This is a genomic window from Micromonospora sp. CA-248089, from assembly GCF_050948515.1.
Classification (GTDB): domain Bacteria; phylum Actinomycetota; class Actinomycetes; order Mycobacteriales; family Micromonosporaceae; genus Micromonospora.
Window position 1 is genome coordinate 4,518,947 of the sequence record NZ_CP192016.1, and the last position, 21,191, is coordinate 4,540,137.

Here is a 21,191-nt window from a genome sequence, read left to right on the forward strand (position 1 = left end):
GGACCTCCCCGTAGTCCTCGTCGGCGCACCCTAGCAAGGATCGACAGGTCCGCGGGGTACCCGAAACGCGGACCGGCGGCCCCGGGGCCGGGGCGGTGGCTCCCCCGCCACCGCGTCGGCCGGCCCGTCGTCCGGCTCCGCGTACGCGGTCCGCTCCTCCCGGTCCGCGCCCGCCGCACGCTCGTCCCGGTCGGCCAGGCGGTCCCGGGTCGCCCACGCCACCACGAAGACGGTCGTCCAGGCCAGGCCCAGCAGAACCGCCGTGACGGTGCCGCTCGCCGTGCTGAAGCCCAGATAGAGCCGCGCGCCGGTGACCGTGACCACCCCCGCCGACGCCGCCGTCCACACCGCCGCGCCCACCGGCCAGCGGGCACCCCGCGACAGCAGCCAGGCCAGCGTGCCGAAGCTCGCGGTCACCACCGCGTTCTGTGTCGGGAACAGGTCACCGGGGCGGTCCGGGCCGCCCGGACCGGTCAGGTCCGCGACGACGACCAGCAACACCAGCGGTACGGCGGCGCCGGCAGTGCCCAGCACCCCGAGCGGGTCAGCCCGCCACGCCCGAGCCCGCCGCGCCACCACCGCGGCGACCAGGGCGACCGCGGCGATCAGCACCCAGCCGCGCAGCACCGACACCGCCAGCAGCGCCGTGTCGACCACCCCGGGGGTACGCCGGGCGGCGAACCAGTCGGCGACCAGCCCGTCGAGGACCCCGAGCCCGCTGTGCGCGACGACCGCCTCCAGCAGGACCGCCACTGCGAGCCCGGCGACGAACAGCAGCGCCAGCCCCAGCGCCAGGTTGATCAGCAGCGTCCAGGCCGGGCCGACCCGCATGGCGACCAGGAAGAACAGCACGCCGTACCGGGCCCGCACCCAGCGCAGCGGCGGCAACGCGGCGGCCCGCGCCGCCAGTGCGCGTACCGGGTCCGGGTTGCGCCCCAGCCAGCGGCCCGCCAGCACCACGGCGAGCAGGCACAGCAGCAGGGCCAGCACCGCACCGGTGGCCCGGCCGAGCAGCTTCGACACCCGCTCGTACGACTCACCGGCCAGGTATCCGGCCAGCACCGAGGCGCCGACCCAGCTCGCCACCCCGGCCAGGTTCCACGGCGCGAACCGCCGGTACGGCATCCCGGCCGACCCGGCCAGCCGGGGCGCCAGGGTGCGGGCGAACGCGATCCAGCGGGCCGCGAGCACGCCCCGGCCACCGAGGCGCTCCAGCAGCGAGTCGGCCCGCCGCCACCGGTGCGCGCCGATCCGGGCGCCGACCCCCGAGGCGCGCAGCCGGGGGCCGTACCGGCGGCCGGCCCGCCACGCGAGTGTGTCTCCGATCACGGCGGCGGCGGTCATGGCCACCAGCACGGGCGCGAGGCGCAGCGTGCCCGCGTACGCTAGGAAGCCGACCAGAAGCAGGGTCGCCTCGCCGGGCATCAGCAGCCCGACGATCACCGCGGTCTCCGCCGCGACGATCGCCGCGGCGGCCAGGTAGATCAGCAGGGGCGGCAGCTCCTGCAGCCAGCTCAGCAGGTCAGGCATCGGACACCCCGCACGGGTGTCAGCATGCCAGTCGCTGGAACGGTCGGCACAGCACTTTCGACGCAGATCCGGGTTGTCTCGGGGTGACCCCGAGGCGTGCCCCGGCAACCGCAGACAGGAGTATGGAGGGTATGCAGCTACGCACCGACCTCCGCAACGTCGCCATCATCGCCCACGTCGACCACGGCAAGACGACCCTGGTCGACGCCATGTTGCGGCAGGCCGGCGCCTACGGCGCCCGTGGTGAGAACACCGAGCGGGTCATGGACTCGATGGACCTCGAGCGCGAGAAGGGCATCACCATCCTCGCCAAGAACACCGGCGTGCGGTACCTGCCGGCGGACGGCTCGGAACCGGTCACCATCAACATCATCGACACCCCCGGTCACGCCGACTTCGGCGGCGAGGTCGAGCGCGGCCTGACCATGGTCGACGGTGTGGTGCTGCTGGTCGACGCCAGCGAGGGCCCCCTGCCGCAGACCCGGTTCGTGCTCCGTAAGGCGCTGCGCGCGCGGCTGCCGATCATTCTGGTGATCAACAAGGTGGACCGTCCGGACGCCCGGATCAAGGAGGTCGTGGACGACACGTACGAGCTGTTCCTCGACCTGGACGCCGACGAGGAGCAGATCGACTTCCCGATCGTCTACGCCTGCGCCCGCGACGGCATCGCCTCGGTGACCCAGCCCGCCGACGGCGCTGTGCCGGACGACAGCAGCAACCTGGAGCCGCTGTTCCGCACCCTGCTGGACACCATCCCCGCGCCCGCGTACGACGAGGGCGCGCCGCTGCAGGCGCACGTCACCAACCTCGACGCCTCGCCGTTCCTGGGCCGGCTCGCGCTGTGCCGGGTCCGCCAGGGCACGATCAGCAAGGGCCAGACCGTGGCCTGGTGCCGCACCGACGGCAGCACCCAGCGGGTACGCATCTCCGAGCTGCTGATGACCGAGGGCCTGGAGCGCAAGCCGGCCGAGTCCGCCGGGCCGGGCGACATCATCGCCGTCGCCGGCATCCCGGAGATCATGATCGGTGAGACGCTCGCCGACGCCGAGAACCCGGTGCCGCTGCCGCTGATCACGGTGGACGAGCCGGCCATCTCGATGACCATCGGCACCAACACCTCGCCGCTCGTCGGCCGGGTCAAGGGCGCCAAGGTCACCGCCCGGATGGTCAAGGACCGGCTCGACAAGGAACTGGTCGGCAACGTGTCGCTGCGGGTGCTGCCCACCGAGCGGCCGGACGCCTGGGAGGTGCAGGGCCGTGGCGAGCTGGCCCTGGCGATCCTGGTCGAGCAGATGCGCCGCGAGTCCTTCGAGCTGACCGTCGGCAAGCCGCAGGTCGTCACCCGGGAGATCGACGGCAAGACCTGCGAGCCGGTCGAGCGGCTGACCATCGACGCCCCGGAGGAGTACCTGGGCGCCATCACCCAGCTCCTGGCCACCCGCAAGGGCCGGATGGAGCAGCTGGTCAACCACGGCACCGGCTGGATCCGGATGGAGTGGCTCGTCCCGGCGCGCGGCCTGATCGGCTTCCGGACCGAGTTCCTCACCGAGACCCGCGGCACCGGCATCCTGCACCACGTCTTCGAGTCGTACGAGCCGTGGTTCGGCGAGCTGCGCACCCGCAACAACGGGTCGCTGGTCGCCGACCGGTCCGGGTCGGTCACCGCGTTCGCGATGACCAACCTCCAGGAGCGTGGCCAGCTCTTCGTCGAGCCGGGCACCGAGGTGTACGAGGGCATGATCGTCGGTGAGAACTCCCGCTCCGACGACATGGACGTCAACATCACCAAGGAGAAGAAGCTCACCAACATGCGCTCGTCGACCGCCGACGAGACCGAGAAGCTGATCCCGCCGCGCAAGCTGTCGCTGGAGCAGGCGCTCGAGTTCTGCCGCGAGGACGAGTGCGTCGAGGTCACCCCGGCCGCGGTGCGCATCCGCAAGGTGGTGCTGGACCAGACCCAGCGCGGCCGGATGGCCGCCCGCCGCAAGCACGCCGGCTGACGCACCGCCCGCTCACGAGCCCCACCCGGAGCCCGGCCCGCCCCTCGGCGGACCGGGCTCCCCCTTTCCACCGCCCCCGCCCCCGGTCGCCGGTCGCCGGTCGCCGGTCGCCGGTCGCCGGTCGCCGGTCGCCGGTCGCCGGTCGCCGGTCGCCGGTCGCCGGTCGCCGGTCGCCGGTCGATCATGAGGTTGGCGGCAGTTCTGGAGATCAAGTCCGCCGCCAACCTCATGATCGACGGGGTGAGCGGGAGATCTTGGTACGAAATGGCCCCCATAGGGGCGCATTCCTTCCAAGATCTTCCGCGTGTCTCGTTCTGCGGACGCGGATCCCGTTGCTTGGGATCGGACGGCGACGAAGGCGGCTGGTTGGGGGCAAGGCAGGAGGGAGGTGAAGGGCGGAAGTGGGTCGCCGGGCTACTGCGAGGGCAGGGCGGCAGCGGAACCTCTCCGCCGACGGATGAGCGCGGTGACGGGCGCGCGAGACGACGCGACGGGTGCACGGCTGCGCGACGGGTGCACGGCTGCGCGACAGATGCGAGACGGCGAGACGCGCCACGGGCCGACCACCGCGCGACCGGACGCGGGACGGCGTCACGGTTCCCGCACCGCGCCACGGACGCGAGACGCACCACGGGGCCGGTGCCGCGGGAACGGGCGCGGGACGAAGTCACGGCTGCGGGGTCAGTGGGGCTTGGTGGCCTCCAGGGCCAGCACGTCGGGGACAGGACCGGAGCCGGACTCGACCACCCGGGTCAGCCGCAGGCCGGCGGCCGTCACGGCGTTCAGCAAACCGGCCAGGGGCAGGTGCCAGGCGCCCACCCGGGCGCGGACGCCTACCGAGTTCCACGAGCGGACCGTGTGCTCCCGCGAGGCGTACCCGCCGTCGATCACGATCCGCTCCGGCTCGGACCGGTCGGCGAACGCGCCCACGAAACACGGGTGCACGCCGACGTGCACCAGCCGCCCGCCGGGTGCCAGCACCCGCGCCGCCTCGGCGACCGCCGCCGGGTAGTCCGGCATGTCGGTGTGCGCGAGCACGCAGACCACCGCCGGTACGGCGCCGGTGGCCAGCGGCAGCGCTGTCGCGTCGGCCCGGGCCACCGGCAGCCGGGCGCGGGCGTGGCGTAGCTGCCCGCCGGACAGGTCCACCCCCACCGGTGTCCACCCGAGACGGTGCAGTTCGGCCGCGTGCGCCCCGGTGCCGCAGCACAGGTCCAGGCAGCGACCCGGGCCGTCACCGAGCAGGTCGGCCAGCACCGACCGGACCCGGTCCATGTAGACCGACGAGGTCTCGCTGGCGTACTCCTCGTACCAGTCGGCGATGTCGTCGTACAACGGGGTCGTCATCTCCGCACGCTAGCCCCGCACCGGGCCCGCCGCTGCCCCGCAGATCGGCTACGGTGCCCCCATGACCTGGGAGGAGCTCGACGCGCACCTGGACAAGGTGCCCGGCACCGTCTCCGCGTACGTGGGTCGGCCCGGCGCGCGACCCACGTGGACGCGGCGGGCCGACGCCACCCACTACGCGGCGAGCACCATGAAGCTGGCGGTGCTGGCGGCGCTGTTCCGGGCCGCCGAGGCCGGCCGGCTCGACCTGGACGCGCCGGTGCCGGTGCGCAACTCGTTCGACTCCGCGCTGCCCGGTGCACCCCGGTTCGCCAACGCCCGGAACTACGACAACGACGAGGCGGTCTGGGACCGCGTCGGCGGTGAGGCGCCGCTGCGCTGGCTCGCCGAGCGGATGATCATCCGGTCCAGCAACCTGGCCACGAACATCTGCATCGGCCAGGTGGGGCTGCCCGCCGTGGCGCAGGCGTGGGCGCTCGCCGGTGCCCGGCACAGCGTCACCGGCCGCGGCATCGAGGACTTCGCCGCCCGCGACTCCGGCGTCGACAACCTGGTCACCGCCGCCGACCTGGCCGCCCTGCTCGGTGAGCTGGCGCTCGGCGCGACCCGGCCCGGCCCGCTCGCCTCGCCGTCCGGCTGCGCCGCCATGCTCGACGTGCTCGTCGCCCAGGAGCACCGCGAGGACCTGGCCGCCGGGCTGCCCGACGGCACCCGGATCGCGCACAAGAACGGCTGGGTACGCGGTGTGCGCCACGGCGCGGGCGTGGTGTTCCCGGACGACGCGCCGCCGTACACGATCGTCGTCTGCACCACCACCGACCTGGCCGACGGCGGCGCGGACGGCGACGAGGTCTCCGACGACGCCTGCCGGCTGATCGCGCACGTCTCCGAGCGGGTCTGGGCCGCGCGGCACGACCTGGCCGGCTGACCCGGCTACTCCAGCAGCCGCCCGCGCACGGCCGCGGCCGGCTACTCCAGCAGCCGCTCGCGCAGCGCCGCGCGGTGCGCGTCGGTCACCCCCAGACCGTCGCGCAGGTACGCGTCGAACGAGCCGTGCGCGCGGCGCACCTCGTCGTAGGCGGCGTCCAGGTATTCCGGGCGCACCTCCAGCAGCGGCCGGGCCACCGCCGGGTCCAGGTCCGGCCGGCGCTCGATCATCGCCGACAGCAGCACCTCGCGCAGGCTCTCGGTCAGCTCGTTGTGCACCAGGTAGTCGGCGCGGATCGCCTCCTCCTCCACCCCCAGCGCGGTCAGCAGCACCACCGACAGCCAGCCGGTGCGGTCCTTGCCGGCCGAGCAGTGGAACAGCAGCGGCAGGTTCGCGCCCTCGGCGGCGAGCCGCACCGCCGCGCCGAACCCGGTCCGCGCCGACTCACCGGTGACGAACCAGCGGTAGATCGCCGTCATCGCCCCCGGCATGCCCTCGCGGGCCAGCGCCGCGTACGCGTTCAGGTCGTGGCCCTGCAACACCGCCGAGACGTACGTGAACACCGGGTGCGCCGCGTCGTAGACCGGCAGGTGCACGGTGCGGGGCTCGCCCACCAGCCGGTCCGGCGGGGCCACCGCCTGCTCGTGGACGTCGCGCAGGTCGACCACGCAGGCCGGGCCGAGCTTGCCCAGCACCGGCAGGTCCTCGTCGGTGAGGCGGCCCAGCGCGGGCGTGCGGATGAGCCGCCCCGCGCGTACCCGCCGCCCATCGGTCGTCGGCAATCCACCCAGGTCGCGCGCGTTCGGCGCGCCCACCAGCTCCCAGTCCCGTCCGGCCATCGGCCCTCCCCTGCTCGCCGCCAGTTGGCTATAGGGTGCCCCACATGACGATCGCCGCGGTACGCACCCACCGGCTCTCGGCCCCCTTACACACCCCGTTCGTCACCGCGCTGCGCCGTACCACCACCGTGGACACCCTGGTCGTGGAGGTGATCGACGGCGACGGCCGGTCCGGCTTCGGGGAGGCGCCGCAGGTCTGGCAGGTGACCGGCGCGTCGGTGGCGGGCGCCGAGGCGTGCGTACGCGAACTGCTCGCGCCCCTGCTGATCGGCCGCGACGCCGACGACCTCCAGGCGGCCGGCGCGCTGGTGCGCCGGGCCGTGGTGGGCAACGAGTCGGCGAAGGCGGCGGTCGACGTGGCGCTGCACGACCTGGCCGCGCGGCGGCTCGGCGTACCCCTGGTGCGTCTGCTCGGTGGCACGGCGCTGCGCGTGCCGACGGACGTCACGCTGGCCGCCGGCGACGCGGTGGACCTGGCCGCGACGGCGGCGCGGCGCGGCGCCGAGGGGTTCACCGTGCTCAAGCTCAAGGTCGGCACCGACGCCCGCGGCGACCTGGACCGGGTCCGCGCGGTGCGGGCCGCGGTCGGCCCGAACGTGCGGATCCGGCTGGACGCCAACCAGGGCTGGACGCCCCGGGAGGCGGTCCGGGTGATCCGCGCGATCGAGGACGCGGGGCTCGACGTGGAGCTGGTCGAGCAGCCCGTGCACCGTCGTGACCTGGACGGGCTGGCCTGGGTCAGTGACCGGGTGGACGTGCCGATCCTGGCCGACGAGTCCGTCTTCGACGTGCGCGACCTGGTCGAGGTGATCCGGCGGCGGGCCGCCGACATGGTGAACGTGAAGCTGGCCAAGTGCGGCGGCCTGCAGCCGGCCCGCACGCTGCTGGACCTGGCCGCCGCGCACGGCATGGGCACCATCGTCGGCTCGATGATGGAGGGCCCGGTGGGCGTCGGCGCCGCGGCCAGCCTGGTCGCCGCCTGCGGCACCACTGCCGTGTCGGACCTCGACGCCGCCTGGTGGCTGGCCTGGTCGCCGGTCGCCGGCGGCATCCGGTACGAGGACGCGAGCGTGCTGCTGCCGGACGCGCCGGGCCTCGGCGTCACCGGGCTGCGTGAAGCTAAAATTCAGACAACTGCTTGAGCAACGTCAGAATTTTTCATATGGTCGCCCCGACGACCACCGCAGAGAGGGGTACGCGTGGCGCCTCAGCCCGGCCGCCGGGCCGTCGTACGGGTACCGGTGGCGACCCTCTGGACCGCGCCCGAGGCGGTACGTCCGGTCGACTGCCCCGCCCTCGCCGGCTCCCCCAACGTCGCCGCCTGGGTCGCCGGCATGGACCGCGACCAGCTCGTCGGTGACTGCGTCCTGACCCAGCTGCTGCTCGGCGAGCCGGTGCGTGTCACCGAGACCCGGCCGGACGGCTGGGTGCGGGTGGTGGCCCTGGGCCAGCCGGCGGCGAAGCTGGGTGCCGACGGCTACCCGGGCTGGCTGCGAGCCGCCCACCTGGCCGACACCTCCGACGCCGATCCGGCTCGCATCGTTCCCGCCGGCACCACGTCGGCCGGCACCACTCCGGCCGGCATCGCTCCGGCCGGCGTCGCTCCGGCCGGTGCCGGTCACTCCGGTGCCGGTGCGCCCGGAAGCGGTCGGGCCGTCTCCGGACCGGCCGCTACCGGGCCGGCTGTCCCCGGGCCGACCGCCTCCGGGCGGGCTGCTTCCGGGCCGACCGCCTCCGCGCCGACCGCTTCCGGGACGGCGGCCGACGGTCCGCTGACCGTCGACGTCGCGCACACCGCGTTGCGCACCGAGCCGGACGGCGACGCGGCCCTCACCGGCGTGGTCCTCGGCACCCGCCTCACCCCGGCCGGGCCGCCGGTGGACGGCACGCGACCGGTGCGCGTACCCGGACGGGCCGACCCGCTCTGGGCCCCGGAGAGCGACCTGGTGCCGCTGCCCGCCGAACGCCCGGAGGCCGAGAAGGTGCTCGCGGTCGCCGAGCGGCTGCGCGACCTGGTCTACGTCTGGGGCGGCATGTCCACCGACGGCATCGACTGCTCCGGGCTGGTGCACCTGGCCTGGCGGCGGTACGGGATCACGCTCCCCCGCGACGCCGACGACCAGGCGGCGGCGACCTCGCGGGTGCCGTTGGACGCCGAGCGCCCCGGCGACCTCTACTTCTTCGCCCGGCCCGGCCGGCGCATCCACCACGTCGGGATCGTGTCGGCCGAGCCGCGCGGCGGCCGGCGCCGGATGCTGCACGCCTGCTACCTGACCCGCCGCGTGGTCGAGGAGGAGCTGCCGGCCGACCGGACCGCCACCCTCGTCGGCGCTCACCGCGTCTGACCCCCTGACACGCGTCGGGGCGCCCCCGGCACGGAAGCGCCCCGACGGTACGGGTGGGTCAGCGGCGGGCCTGGGCCAGTTCCCGGCGCCGGTCCCGCGAGGACTTCGCCAGGCTCGCCGCCGTCGCCACGGCCAGGGTGCCGAGGATGACGGTGAGCGAGAGCCAGATCGGGATGTGCGGGGCCCAGCCCACGTGCTCGCCGCCGTTGATGAACGGCAGGTTGTTCTCGGCCAGCGCCTCCAGCACCAGCTTGACGCCGATGAAGCCGAGCACCACGGCGAGGCCGTAGCTGAGGTAGATGAGCCGGTCCAGCAGGCCGCCGAGCAGGAAGTAGAGCTGCCGCAGGCCCATCAGCGCGAACACGTTGGCGGTGAAGACCAGGTACGGCTCCTGGGTGATGCCGAAGATCGCCGGGATGGAGTCCAGCGCGAAGATCAGGTCGGTGGTGCCGATCGCGATCATGACGATCAGCATCGGGGTGAACAGGCGCCGTCCGTGCTCCCGCGTGGTGATCTTCGCTCCGTCGTAGTCCCGGGACAGCGGCAGCGCCCGGCGGCTCCACCGGATCAGCAGGTTCTCGCTGAACTCGTCCTCGTCCGGCTCGCCCTGCCGGGCCAGGTTCACCGCGGTGTAGATGAGGAACGCGCCGAAGATGTAGAACACCCAGGAGAACTGGGAGATCAGCGCCGCGCCGGCCGCGATGAAGCCACCCCGCATGACCAGCGCCAGGATGATGCCGACGAGCAGCACCTTCTGCTGGTACTGCCGGGGCACCCCGAACCGGGCCATGATGATCACGAAGACGAAGAGGTTGTCCACCGAGAGGCTGTACTCGGTGAGCCAGCCGGTGTAGAACTCGCCGGCGACGCGACCACCCGCGGTTAGCCAGAGCACGCCGCCGAAGATCAACGCCAGGCCCACGTAGAAGCCCACCCACAGGCTGGACTCACGGACGCTGGGCTCGTGGGGTCGCCGGCCGATGATGAACAGGTCGGCGAGCAGGATCGCGGTCATCGCGATCAGCGTTACCGCCCACACCAATGCGGACACGTTCAAATCCATCCTCCGGCAGACACGCTGCGTCGGAACACACCGTACGCCGGGTGGGGTGCCGGGGTGCGTCGACGCTGACAGGGGTGACTGTCGGAGGTCTCTTCCGCCGGAAACCGGGTGCCGGGTTCCGACCGGCGGAGCCGGGTCGAGCCACCGGGGGTGCCGGCGCTCTTCCGTGCTGACGACTCCGTCGCGGGGGAATACTCCCCTCCTCGGGCGCCATTGTTCACCATCACACCCAGGAGGCGCATCTCCGGGCTCTCGGTTGATCTCCCGACGTGCTGCGGCTCACGTCCCGCAGTGCGTCCTAGGAGGCTAGCTCTATCGGGTCGAGCGCCTGCCCCGGGACGTACCGGCGGTGGGTCGGCATGGCAGGCTGCCAGCATGGTTCTTGAGGTTGCGCTCATCGATGTGACGCCCGGACACGAGGACGAGTTCGCCGCCGCCTACGCACAGGCGCGGCCGATCCTCGCCGGGGCCGAAGGCTGCCGCTCCGTGCGGATGACCCGGGGCGTGGAGTCGCCCAGCCGCTTCGTGCTGCTCGTCGAGTGGGACTCGGTCGAGGCACACGACGTGAACTTCCGCCAGACCGAGCGCTTCGCGCAGTGGCGCGGGCTGATCGGCCCGCACTTCGCCGGCCCGCCGCTGGTCGAGCACTTCATCGACGTTCCGGCCTGAACTGTCGTACCCCCGTCGTAGCCTGCGCGCTGCGCGGCCACCGGTCCCGTCGGGCGTCGGGGGCGCCGGGCCCGGTGGCCGCGCCCGACCGACGGCGGCCTCTGTGCCTCACTCCGACTCGTGCGGACCGCGCGGCCGGGGCACCGGCGCCGCGCCGAGCCGCCGGGCCACCAGTTCGGCGGACGCGTCCGGCGGCAGCGCCGCCGCCAGCAGCCGCTCGATGATCCGCTCGTAGTGGGTCACGTCCGCCTCGGCGACCAGCCGCAGGTCGGTGGTGAGCGTCTCCACCAGGACGGTGCGCGGGTCCTCGGGGTCGGGATAGGCGTAGTAGGAGAACGGCGCCAGCGGGTGCGGTCCGTCGCCGCTCGACACCGCTGACGGCAGCACCCGGACGCTGACGCGCGGCCGCTCGGCGAGGGCGAGCAGATGCCGCATCTGGTCGCGCCACACGTCCCCCGGCAGGCCGTCCGGGTCGCAGACGCGCTCGTCGACAAGTGCGGTGTAGTGCGGCGGGTCCGGCCGGATCAGCAGCTCCTGACGCGCCACCCGGGCGCGCACGTCGGCGTCCACGTTCACCTCTCCGGTCAGCGCCGCACCGGCCGACACGCGCAACCGAGCGTACGCCGGGGTCTGGAGCAGGCCGGGCACGAGTACGCACTGGTATTCCACGATGCGCTCCGCGCCCGCCTCCAGCTCGGCGTACGCCCGCTGGCGTTCCCCCATCTCGCCGAGCGCCTTCGACCAGCCCCGGCCGGTGGCGGCGTCGCGGGCGATGACGATCAGCTCGTCGCGCTGCGGCGGCGGCACCTCGTAGACGTCGAGCAGGTCGAGCACGTCGGCCAGGTCGGGCCGGCTCTGCCCCAGCTCGATGCGGGACAGCTTCGACGTGGACGCCCAGCCGAGCCGGGCGCAGACCTGCTCCAACGTGAGCGACTCGCGACGACGCAGCCGGCGCAGCTCCACACCGAGCCGCGCCCTCCGGACCACAGGACTTGCTGACAACGGCATGCACGCCTCCCGGGAGGGAGCGTACGCATCACCGTCACGCTCGGCAATACCTCGCCCACACAGCGCAACCGGGCGGGCGGCGCGCTCAGGGCCGGTAGGTACCGAACGACCAGACCAGCCCGGCGAGGTCGCGGGCGGCGTAGTCACGGGAGCCGTAGTCGGTGTCGAACGGCGCCCGGACGATCTCCGCGCCGGCTGCCCGGGCACGCTCGTGGTGCGCGTCGACGTCGTCGATCGCCACGTAGACGCGGTAGTCGTCGTCGGCGGGCCGGGACCGGGGCGCCGGCCCCGGGCCGAGCATCACCAGGTCGTCGCCGTACGCCAGCTCGGCGTGGCCGATCGTGCCGTCCGGGAGTTCGTGGGCCTCGCGCACGGTGAAGCCGAACGCGGAACAGAGGAAACCGGCGGCGGCTCGCACGTCGGGGTACCGCAGGACCGGATAGATGCTTCGCATGACAGCCAGTCTGCCGCCGGGCCGGTCAGGCCGGATTGGACGAATGCGATCCGGGCGCGGTCAGCGCCGCCGGGGTGGCGCCGGCGAACTCGCGGAACTCCCGGATCAGGTGCGACTGGTCGTAGTAGCCCCACCGGGCGGCCCGCTCCGCCCACCCGGCGTCGTCCGGCACGGCGGCGTCCGCGGTGAGGAGCGTCCGGCCCAGGCTCGCGTACGCCCGCTCGAAGCGCAGCAGCCGGGCGACCGTCTTGGGCGGCAGGCCGAACTCCCGCCGGAACCGGACCGACAGATGGCGGCGGGACCACCCGAGTTCCCCGGCGAGCGCGGCCACGCCGACCGCCGCGCCGCTGCCGCCCAGGCGCCGCCAGGCGGCCAGCAGGTGCGGGTCCACCGGCGCGGTGGCCGCCAGCCGTGCGGCCACTGCGGCGTCGAGCCGGGCGAAGCGTTCCGGCCAGCCCGGCGCACCGGCCAGGTCGTCGCGCAGCCGGGCCAGCCAGCCCGTGACCGCGTCGAGCGGCACCGCCTGGTTGGCCAGCTCGGCCAGCGGCAGCCCGAGCAGGCGGCGGGCCGCCGGTGCGGTCAGCAGCACCTGCACCCCGGTGCCCGTCCCGGCCGTCCGGGTGGCGCACCAGCCGTCGAACGGACCGGCCAGGAAGGCGTTTCCGGCGCACCCGCCCCGGCCGGGGGCGCGTGGGTCGGTCACCTCCATGGGGTCGCCCCAGCCGAGGATCAGCACCACGAACGCGCCCGCCACCTCCCGGCGCACCAGCGGGACGGGCGCGTCCTCGCGGTATCCGAGGTAGCGGTCCACCCACTGACGCAGCCGCGGGTCGGGGCGTGCGATGACGGCCTCGGTCAGCATCGCGCCACCCCGGCCGTCACGCCGGTCACCGGACCCCTGCAGCGTCCATCCCGCGGAGCTCCTTCTTGAGGTCGGCGACCTCGTCGCGGATCCGCGCGGCCAACTCGAACTGCAGCTCGCGCGCGGCGGCGAGCATCTGGTCGTTGAGCTCCTGGATGAGGTTGGCCAGGTCGGCCCGGGCCATCCCCTCGCGCGACGGGGTCGCGGCGGCACCCCGGCGGCTCCGCGTCTCCTTGACCGGCGCCTTGCCCCGGGACAACTGCCGCACGGCACCGCCGACGTTGCTGTTCTCGGTGTCCTCCGCCTCGCGGTAGATGTCGTCGAGAATGTCGTGGATCTTCTTGCGCAGCGGCTCCGGCTTGATGCCGTTGGCCTCGTTGTGCGCGATCTGCTTGGCCCGGCGCCTGTTGGTCTCGTCGATGGCGCTCGCCATCGACGGGGTGATCTTGTCGGCGTACATGTGGACCTGGCCGGAGACGTTCCGGGCCGCGCGGCCGATGGTCTGGATCAGCGACCGGCCGCTGCGCAGGAAGCCCTCCTTGTCGGCGTCGAGGATCGCCACCAGGGAGACCTCGGGCAGGTCGAGACCCTCCCGGAGCAGGTTGATGCCGACGAGCACGTCGTAGTCGCCCTTGCGCAGCTCGCGCAGCAGCTCGACCCGGCGCAGCGTGTCGACCTCGGAGTGCAGGTAGCGCACCCGGATGCCGTTCTCCAGCAGGTAGTCGGAGAGGTCCTCGGCCATCTTCTTGGTCAGCGTGGTGACGAGCACCCGCTCGTCCCGCTCGGTGCGCAGCTTGATCTCGTGCATGAGATCGTCGATCTGGCCCTTCGTCGGCTTGAGAACCACCTCGGGGTCGATCAGGCCGGTGGGCCGGATCACCTGCTCGACGAACTCGCCCTGGGCCTGCTCCAGCTCCCACGGGCCGGGGGTGGCGGAGAGGTAGACCATCTGGCCCACCCGCTCCAGGAACTCGTCGAAGCGCAGCGGCCGGTTGTCGGCGGCACTCGGCAGCCGGAAGCCGTGGTCGACCAGCATCCGCTTGCGGGAGGCGTCGCCCTCGTACATGCCGCCGATCTGCGGGATCGTCACGTGCGACTCGTCGACCACGGTGAGGAAGTCGTCGGGGAAGTAGTCGAGCAGGCAGTGCGGCGGGCTGCCCGGCAGCCGGCCGTCGATGTGCATGGAGTAGTTCTCGATGCCGGAGCAGAAGCCCACCTGGCGCATCATCTCGATGTCGTAGGTGGTGCGCATGCGCAGGCGCTGGGCCTCCAGCAGCTTGCCCTGCCGTTCCAGCTCGGCCAGTCGCTCGCCCAGCTCGGCCTCGATGTCGCGGATCGCCCGCTCCATCCGCTCGGGGCCGGCGGCGTAGTGCGTGGCCGGGAAGATCATCAGGCTGTCGACCTCGCGGACCACGTCACCGGTCAGCGGGTTGAGGTAGTAGAGCTTCTCGATCTCGTCACCGAACAGCTCGATGCGGACCGCCAGCTCCTCGTAGGCCGGGATGATCTCCAGCGTGTCGCCGCGGACCCGGAAGGTGCCGCGCTGGAAGGCCATGTCGTTGCGGGTGTACTGGATGTCGACCAGCCGCCGCAGCAGCTGGTCGCGGTCGAGCTCCTGCCCCACCTTCACCCGCACGGCCCGGTCGAGGTATTCCTCCGGCGTGCCCAGGCCGTAGATCGCCGAGACGGTGGCGACCACGATGACGTCGCGCCGGGTGAGCAGCGACATGGTGGCCGAGTGGCGCAGCCGCTCGACCTCCTCGTTGACCGAGGAGTCCTTCTCGATGTAGGTGTCGGTCTGCGGGATGTACGCCTCGGGCTGGTAGTAGTCGTAGTAGGAGACGAAGTATTCCACCGCGTTGTGCGGCAGCAGCTCGCCGAACTCCTTCGCCAGCTGGGCCGCGAGGGTCTTGTTGGGGGCGAGCACCAGGGTCGGCCGCTGGAGCCGCTCGACCAGCCACGCCGTGGTGGCGCTCTTGCCCGTGCCGGTCGCGCCGAGCAGCACCGTGTTGCGGTCGCCGCGCCGCACGCGACGCTCAAGCTCGTCGATGGCAGCCGGCTGGTCACCGGCCGGCTGGAACTCACTGACGACCTGGAAGCGGCCGTCGAGCCGGGGAATGTCGAGCGCCATGACACCAACCGTACGCCCGCGGTCCGACACTTCCGGCCACGACCACGGACCGTCCCTGATCGGCTTCGATATTCCCATTGTGTGGCTCATCTCACCGGTCTACCCTCGTACCGTAGGCCGCTCGCGGCGGCCGACCGGGCCGGTGATCGCCCCCTCGCGGGGCCGGTCGCCCCCGGCGCCAGGGCCGCAGCACCCGGGACGACCGGCGTGCGCGCCGACGGTGGTCGCGCGCAGCGCTGACCGGCCGCCGCGAGCGCCCCTGCTCGTCACCGAGCCCGCTCGTCACCGAAACCCCGCTCTCGCGTTCTCCACTCGTGGGGACCTCTCCCGAGCGCCGGCCGCGACGTGAGCCCGACCCCGCCGCGCCCCCGCCCGCCGACGAGCCGGGCCGCCGCCGCGGCGCGAGCCGCCCCCACCGGCTCTCCGCCCGGGGCGACGGCGACCAGGCCGTACCCCGGGAGCCGGGACGCGGCCACCGCCGCGGCCGCACCAGCACACCGACCCGGCCCGCCGCGGTGGCCGGCCGGCGCCGCCGGGCCGACCCGCTCGGCGGCCGCCACCCCACACTCACCACCCGGCCGGGAGTCGACCCGGAACTGGACGGCGCCGACGACCCGCCGGACGGGCCGGACCGGCGCCGCATCGCGCTCGTCACGCTCGTGGCGGCGGCCGCGCTCTCCGCCGCCATGCTCGTCGCCGCCCTTCTCGCCTGGGTACCCGACCGGGCCGACGACACCGGGACCGCACGTCCGCTCACCACCGCCGAGGCCGACCGGGTGGCAGCGCTGCGGGTCACCAACCTGCGCGACGTACGCGCCGGCGTCCGGGTCACCGTCGGGGCCGGCGGTGCCCGTACCGAACTTGTCGGCTGGGTCGACTGGGCGCGCCCCCTGGTCTACCTGGACGTCGGCGGCCCGGGCGCGAGCGCCGACCGGGGCCTGGTCCAGGCCACCGCGTCCGCGCTGCTGGTGCGGCCCGACCCCGGCGCGCTCCCCACCCCCGCCCGTCCCCCGCTGGTGCCGCCGGCGGACCGCTGGCGGATGCGGGAGCCGGTCGGCGGGCACGGCCTGGGCGCGGTACGCGACCTGCTGATCGGGCTCGGCGCCGACCGGGTCGACAGGCCCGCCACCGACGGGCGGTGGCTGCGCGGCGACCGGGTCGGCGGCATCCCGGTGGACGTGCTCCAGGCGCCCCTCGGACCGCCCGGTGACCCGCCGCCGACGCTGTGGGTGGACGCGGACGCCCGGCTGCACCGGCTCACCGGTCGGCTGGCCGACGGCACCCCCGTCACCGTCGACCTGACCCGCGCCGACCGGCCCACCGTGCATCCGGTGGACGCCCTCGGCGGCCGGCCCGGGCAGCCCCGGGCGCTCACCGACGACGAGACCGCCCGGCTGGCCGCGCTGCCCGCCCGGCTCCGGGCACTGCGCGGCGCGACGGTGGCGGTGGACGCTCCGCTCGCCCCGTCGGCAAACCTGCGGGCCACCGGCACGGTGAACGGGACGACGCCGTCGGCGTACGTCACGGTGATCGAGCAGGGCAGCGGCCGGCGTACCCTGCGGTGGGCCCGGCCGGGACGGGTGGCCGAGGTGCAGCGCTCCCCCGACGGACCCGCGACACCCCCGGCGCCGATGCCGGCAGCGCTGCTCGCGGCCCCCGCGCGCCCGCCCGGCGACGACCTGGACCGGCTGCTCGACGCGGCGCTGCGGACAACCCGGCGCGCACCGGCCGGCGACACCGTCCGGGTCCGGGAGGACCGGCTGGGCGACCGGGCGGTCGACGTGTTCGAGGTGCCGGGCGGCAGGCGCTGGTGGCTGGACCGGGGCGGCCTGCCGCACCGGCTGGAACTGCGGACCGGGCCGGGTGTGTGGATCCGGCTCGACCTCACCCCGGGCGCGGCGGGCGGCGGCGGCTCGTCGGCGTCGACGGCCCGCTGAACCGGACCCGGCGCGGGCGGGACGGCCCGTTCAGGGGCGCCAGCCGGTCTGCGCGGCCCACTCCTCGGCGCGCAGGTGCTCCTCGTCGAACCACGGATCGGTCACCGTGCCCCACGCGGCGTGCTCCGGCGCCGCGGCCGCCAACTCCCGCTTCACCTGGAGGTAGTCGGCCCGCCGTGCCGGGTCGGCACGCAGGTGGTCGCGCATCAGCAGCGCGTACCGCCAGCCGGGTGAACCGGCCTCCCGCAGGTGCAGGCGCACCGGACGCCCCGGGTCCGCACCGCCGTGCAGCCGCTTGGCCCAGCGCACCGGTTCCGGCTGTCGCGGCGCGTCCCACCAGTCACCCGGCAGACGCGGGAACCCCGCCTCGGCCAGCCGCTGCGCGAGCGGCCCGTCCGCCTCGTCCAGGGAGGACACCGTCACCTGGATGTCGATCACGTCCGGCGCGGCGAGCCCGGGCACGGCGGTGGAGCCGACGTGGTCGACCCGGATGTCACCGCCGGCGGCGTGGCGGATCCGGGCGGCGAGCCGGGCGTACTGCTCGGGCCACGTCGGGTCCGGCCCGGCGAGCGCCACCGGGTCGGGCGGGACGGCGCGGTGCTCGCGGACGTTGCGCTCGTAGGGCAGCAGGCGGTCCCGCCACAGGGCGTCCACCGCGGCGTGCAACTCGGTCAGCGTGCCGTCGTTGCTCAGCAGCACGTCGGCGGCCGCGCCGCGGGTGGCGTCGTCGGCCTGCGCGGCGATGCGCCGCTGCGCCTCCGCCGGGGCCATCCCCCGGTCGCGGGTCAGCCGGGCCGTCCGGATCGGCACGGCCGTCTGCACCACGACCACCAGGTGGTACGTCGGCGCGAGTCCCACCTCCACCAGCAGCGGTACGTCGTTCACGACGATCGCGTCGGCGGGAGCGGCGGCCACCAGTTCGGCGCTGCGCGCCCGTACCCGGGGATGGGTGATCCCTTCGAGCGTGCGGCGGGCGGCCTCGTCGCCGAATACCAGCGCGCCGAGGGCGGCCCGGTCCAGCGCCCCGTCGGCGTCCAGGACCCTGTCGGAGAAGGCGGCGACCACCTCGGCCAGCCCGTCGGTGCCGGGCGCGACGATCTCGCGGGCGATGCGGTCCGAGTCGACGATCACCGCGCCCAGCGTGGCGAGCCGGCTCGCCACCGCGCTCTTGCCCGATCCGATTCCGCCGGTCAGCCCCACCTTCAGCACCCGGACAGTCAACCGGATGCGGTGTCGGCATGCCAAACCGCCCCGGCACACGACGCGGGCCCCGCCCCCGGCGCTCCGCTGGTGCGGAACGCGGGGACGGGGCCCGTCGTCAGAGGCAGTCGCCGGTTCGTCCGGTGGGACGAACGGGCGTCAGCGTCCGGTCACTTGCCGCCGGCGAGCTTCTCCCGCAGCGCGGCGAGCGCCTCGTCGGTCGCGAGCGTGCCGGCCGGCTCCTCGGCCTGACGGCTCGGGGCCGAGGTCGAGGTGGTGGTGCCGCTGGTGGCGGGCGGAGCCGGGTTGGCAGCGGCCTCGGCGTCGGCGGCGCGGGAGGTCTGCACCTGCTTGGTGTGGGCCTCCCAGCGCTGACGCGCCTCGGCGTACTGCTGCTCCCAGGTCTCGCGCTGCTTGTCGTAGCCCTCGAGCCACTCGCCCGTCTCCGGGTCGAAGCCCTCCGGGTAGATGTAGTTGCCCTGCTCGTCGTAGGTCGCGGCCATGCCGTAGAGGGTCGGGTCGAAGTGCTCCTCGCCCTCGACGAAGCCCTCGTTGGCCTGCTTGAGCGACAGCGAGATCCGGCGGCGCTCCAGGTCGATGTCGATGACCTTGACCATGACCTCGGAGCCGACCTGCACGACCTGCTCCGGGATCTCCACGTGGCGCTCGGCCAGCTCGGAGATGTGGACCAGGCCCTCGATGCCGTCGTCCACCCGGACGAACGCGCCGAACGGAACCAGCTTGGTGACCTTACCCGGCACGATCTGCTGGATCGCGTGGGTGCGGGCGAACTGACGCCACGGGTCCTCCTGCGTCGCCTTCAGCGACAGCGAGACCCGCTCGCGGTCCAGGTCGACGTCCAGGACCTCGACCTCGACCTCCTGGCCCACCTCGACGACCTCGGACGGGTGGTCGATGTGCTTCCAGGACAGCTCGGAGACGTGCACGAGGCCGTCCACGCCGCCCAGGTCGACGAACGCGCCGAAGTTGACGATCGAGGAGACGACGCCCTTGCGGACCTGCCCCTTCTGGAGCTTGTTGAGGAACTCGGTGCGCACCTCGGACTGCGTCTGCTCCAGCCAGGCACGGCGGGACAGGACCACGTTGTTGCGGTTCTTGTCCAGCTCGATGATCTTGGCCTCGAGCTCGCGGCCGACGTACGGCTGCAGGTCACGCACGCGCCGCATCTCGACGAGCGACGCGGGCAGGAAGCCACGCAGGCCGATGTCGAGGATGAGACCACCCTTGACGACCTCGATGACCGAGCCGCGGACGACGCCGTCCTCGTCCTTGATCTTCTCGATCGTGCCCCAGGCCCGCTCGTACTGCGCCCGCTTCTTGGAGAGGATCAGCCGACCCTCCTTGTCCTCCTTCTGGAGGACGAGGGCCTCGATGTGGTCGCCCACCGAAACGACCTCGGCCGGGTCCACGTCGTGCTTGATCGACAGCTCCCGAGAGGGGATGACACCCTCGGTCTTGTAGCCGATGTCGAGCAGGACCTCGTCCCGATCGACCTTGACGACGGTGCCTTCGACAATGTCGCCGTCGTTGAAGTACTTGATGGTCTCGTCGATCGCGGCGAGGAAAGCTTCCTCAGAGCCGAGGTCGTCGTGGGTGACCTTGTTGGCGCTCGAGGTGGCCTCGATGCTGCTCGTCATGTGGGCGGTTGCTCCGGTCGGATGGGTTGTCACAGCGGGCATGGGTGTCGCAGTGACTCTTCCGCGCCAACGGATCCGTCGCCGGGCACACCGAACGATCGACGCGAGAAGATCATTAGTGGCTCCGGTGACCGCGCACCTGCTCCCTGCCGAGGCACACGATCCGCGAGCGCATCGTCTAGCCTACCCGCTGCATTACCACAGCGTGCAAGCCCTCCCGGGTCCGTGCGAACTCATCCGCTGCGAAAGCGGAGATTTTGCGCGGTAAGGGGCCACAGCTGTCTCGTCCGTCACACCCGTCCCAACCGCCACCCCACCCGTCCGGCCGGAGGCCGCCGGACCTAGCTTGGACGGGTGGACGACGACAGGGTGACCCGCCGACGGGTCGACGCCGGTGAGATCCGCCGGGCCAACCGCGGCTGGTGGGACACCGACGCCGACGCGTACCAGGCCGAGCACGGCGCGTTCCTCGGCGACGCCGACTTCGTCTGGTGCCCGGAGGGCCTGCGCGAGGCCGACGCGCGGCTGCTCGGCGATGTGGCCGGCCGGCGGATCCTCGAACTGGGCGCCGGGGCGGCCGCCGCCGCCCGCTGGCTCGCCGGCCAGGGCGCCCGGCCGGTCGCGCTCGACCTGTCCGCCGGCATGTTGCGGCACGCCGCCGAGGCCGCCGACCGCACCGGGGTACGCGTGCCGCTGGTGCAGGCCGACGCGCTCGCCCTGCCGTTCGCCGACGCCGCGTTCGACACCGTCTGCACCGCGTTCGGCGCGATCCCGTTCGTGGACGACTCGGCGGCCGCGATGCGCGAGGTGGCCCGGGTGCTGCGCCCCGGCGGCCGGTGGGTCTTCTCGGTCACCCACCCGATGCGCTGGATCTTCCTGGACGACCCGGGCGAGGGCGGGCTGACCGCCGTGCACTCGTACTTCGACCGCTCCCCCTACGTCGAGCAGGACGAGCACGGCGTGGCCACGTACGTCGAGCAGCACCGCACGCTGGGCGACCGGATCCGGGAGCTGGTCGGCGCCGGGTTCCGCCTGCTGGACCTGGTGGAGCCGGAGTGGCCGGCCGGGCACGAGGGGATCTGGGGCCAGTGGAGCCCGCTGCGCGGGCGGCTGTTCCCCGGCACCGCGATCTTCGTCGCCGAGAAGCCGGCCCGCTGACGCCGGACGGACGCGCGGTGCGATCGGGCCGGCGGTAGCGCCCCCATGCTGCCCCGGTGAGC

Annotated in this window: 17 protein-coding genes; 7 read left to right on the forward strand and 10 right to left on the reverse strand. The window is 73.7% G+C overall.

The window, feature by feature from the left end:
• Positions 1 to 30: 30 nt before the first annotated feature.
• A complete protein-coding gene (locus ACQP26_RS21080; RefSeq protein ID WP_433493798.1) occupies positions 31 to 1,530 on the reverse strand; it encodes a DedA family protein in 1,500 nt (499 codons plus the stop codon).
• 131 nt (positions 1,531 to 1,661) lie between these two features.
• Here ACQP26_RS21080 and typA point away from each other — a divergent pair, with 131 nt between their 5' ends.
• Positions 1,662 to 3,530 (forward strand): translational GTPase TypA, encoded by a 1,869-nt coding sequence (gene typA / locus ACQP26_RS21085; RefSeq protein WP_433493799.1) that lies wholly within the window; start codon positions 1,662 to 1,664, stop codon positions 3,528 to 3,530.
• A 681-nt stretch (positions 3,531 to 4,211) separates the two neighbouring features.
• On the opposite strand, the gene ACQP26_RS21090 is transcribed toward typA, so the two are convergent.
• Positions 4,212 to 4,877: a class I SAM-dependent methyltransferase gene (locus ACQP26_RS21090; RefSeq protein WP_281577235.1), complete on the reverse strand. Its 666-nt coding sequence runs from the start codon at positions 4,875 to 4,877 to the stop codon at positions 4,212 to 4,214.
• A gap of 61 nt (positions 4,878 to 4,938) precedes the next feature.
• Between ACQP26_RS21090 and ACQP26_RS21095 the strand changes: the two genes are divergently transcribed.
• Positions 4,939 to 5,805, forward strand: a complete 867-nt coding sequence (locus ACQP26_RS21095) for a serine hydrolase (RefSeq protein ID WP_281577234.1) — start codon at positions 4,939 to 4,941, stop codon at positions 5,803 to 5,805.
• Between the two features lie 41 nt (positions 5,806 to 5,846).
• Here ACQP26_RS21095 and ACQP26_RS21100 read toward each other — a convergent pair whose 3' ends face one another.
• The gene (locus tag ACQP26_RS21100; RefSeq protein ID WP_281577233.1) at positions 5,847 to 6,644 is read right to left on the reverse strand and encodes a tyrosine-protein phosphatase; all 798 of its coding nucleotides are present in this window, start codon (positions 6,642 to 6,644) and stop codon (positions 5,847 to 5,849) included.
• A gap of 44 nt (positions 6,645 to 6,688) precedes the next feature.
• Between ACQP26_RS21100 and ACQP26_RS21105 the strand changes: the two genes are divergently transcribed.
• Both ACQP26_RS21105 and ACQP26_RS21110 read left to right on the forward strand, forming a co-directional pair.
• Positions 6,689 to 7,786 (forward strand): mandelate racemase/muconate lactonizing enzyme family protein, encoded by a 1,098-nt coding sequence (locus ACQP26_RS21105; protein ID WP_433493800.1) that lies wholly within the window; start codon positions 6,689 to 6,691, stop codon positions 7,784 to 7,786.
• A 57-nt stretch (positions 7,787 to 7,843) separates the two neighbouring features.
• Positions 7,844 to 8,989 carry an NlpC/P60 family protein gene (locus tag ACQP26_RS21110; RefSeq protein WP_433493801.1) on the forward strand — a complete coding sequence of 382 codons (1,146 nt, stop codon included), beginning with the start codon at positions 7,844 to 7,846 and terminating at the stop codon, positions 8,987 to 8,989.
• 58 nt (positions 8,990 to 9,047) lie between these two features.
• Here ACQP26_RS21110 and ACQP26_RS21115 read toward each other — a convergent pair whose 3' ends face one another.
• The gene (locus tag ACQP26_RS21115; RefSeq protein WP_433496176.1) at positions 9,048 to 10,046 is read right to left on the reverse strand and encodes a TerC family protein; all 999 of its coding nucleotides are present in this window, start codon (positions 10,044 to 10,046) and stop codon (positions 9,048 to 9,050) included.
• Between the two features lie 381 nt (positions 10,047 to 10,427).
• On the opposite strand from ACQP26_RS21115, the gene ACQP26_RS21120 reads away from it, so the two are divergent.
• Entirely contained in the window at positions 10,428 to 10,721 is a 294-nt protein-coding gene (locus ACQP26_RS21120) for an antibiotic biosynthesis monooxygenase family protein (protein WP_281577229.1), read from the forward strand.
• A 108-nt stretch (positions 10,722 to 10,829) separates the two neighbouring features.
• Here ACQP26_RS21120 and ACQP26_RS21125 read toward each other — a convergent pair whose 3' ends face one another.
• The 4 genes from ACQP26_RS21125 to uvrB form a co-directional block, all read right to left on the reverse strand.
• Positions 10,830 to 11,729 (reverse strand): DUF5753 domain-containing protein, encoded by a 900-nt coding sequence (locus ACQP26_RS21125; protein ID WP_269704986.1) that lies wholly within the window; start codon positions 11,727 to 11,729, stop codon positions 10,830 to 10,832.
• 85 nt (positions 11,730 to 11,814) lie between these two features.
• Entirely contained in the window at positions 11,815 to 12,183 is a 369-nt protein-coding gene (locus tag ACQP26_RS21130; protein ID WP_269704984.1) for a VOC family protein, read from the reverse strand.
• A 25-nt stretch (positions 12,184 to 12,208) separates the two neighbouring features.
• Positions 12,209 to 13,045 carry a helix-turn-helix domain-containing protein gene (locus ACQP26_RS21135; protein ID WP_433493802.1) on the reverse strand — a complete coding sequence of 279 codons (837 nt, stop codon included), beginning with the start codon at positions 13,043 to 13,045 and terminating at the stop codon, positions 12,209 to 12,211.
• Positions 13,046 to 13,070: 25 nt separating this feature from the next.
• Positions 13,071 to 15,176, reverse strand: coding sequence for an excinuclease ABC subunit UvrB (uvrB, locus tag ACQP26_RS21140; RefSeq protein WP_269704981.1), 2,106 nt, complete (start codon positions 15,174 to 15,176; stop codon positions 13,071 to 13,073).
• A gap of 314 nt (positions 15,177 to 15,490) precedes the next feature.
• On the opposite strand from uvrB, the gene ACQP26_RS21145 reads away from it, so the two are divergent.
• The gene (locus ACQP26_RS21145) at positions 15,491 to 17,113 is read left to right on the forward strand and encodes a hypothetical protein (protein WP_269704980.1); all 1,623 of its coding nucleotides are present in this window, start codon (positions 15,491 to 15,493) and stop codon (positions 17,111 to 17,113) included.
• Positions 17,114 to 17,143: 30 nt separating this feature from the next.
• Here ACQP26_RS21145 and coaE read toward each other — a convergent pair whose 3' ends face one another.
• Both coaE and rpsA read right to left on the reverse strand, forming a co-directional pair.
• Positions 17,144 to 18,322 (reverse strand): dephospho-CoA kinase, encoded by a 1,179-nt coding sequence (coaE, locus tag ACQP26_RS21150; RefSeq protein WP_269704979.1) that lies wholly within the window; start codon positions 18,320 to 18,322, stop codon positions 17,144 to 17,146.
• A gap of 161 nt (positions 18,323 to 18,483) precedes the next feature.
• Positions 18,484 to 20,013 (reverse strand): 30S ribosomal protein S1, encoded by a 1,530-nt coding sequence (rpsA, locus tag ACQP26_RS21155; RefSeq protein WP_051611429.1) that lies wholly within the window; start codon positions 20,011 to 20,013, stop codon positions 18,484 to 18,486.
• A gap of 312 nt (positions 20,014 to 20,325) precedes the next feature.
• On the opposite strand from rpsA, the gene ACQP26_RS21160 reads away from it, so the two are divergent.
• On the forward strand, positions 20,326 to 21,129 hold the full coding sequence (locus tag ACQP26_RS21160; protein ID WP_269704978.1) for a class I SAM-dependent methyltransferase: 804 nt from the start codon (positions 20,326 to 20,328) through the stop codon (positions 21,127 to 21,129).
• The last annotated feature ends 62 nt before the right edge of the window (positions 21,130 to 21,191 follow it).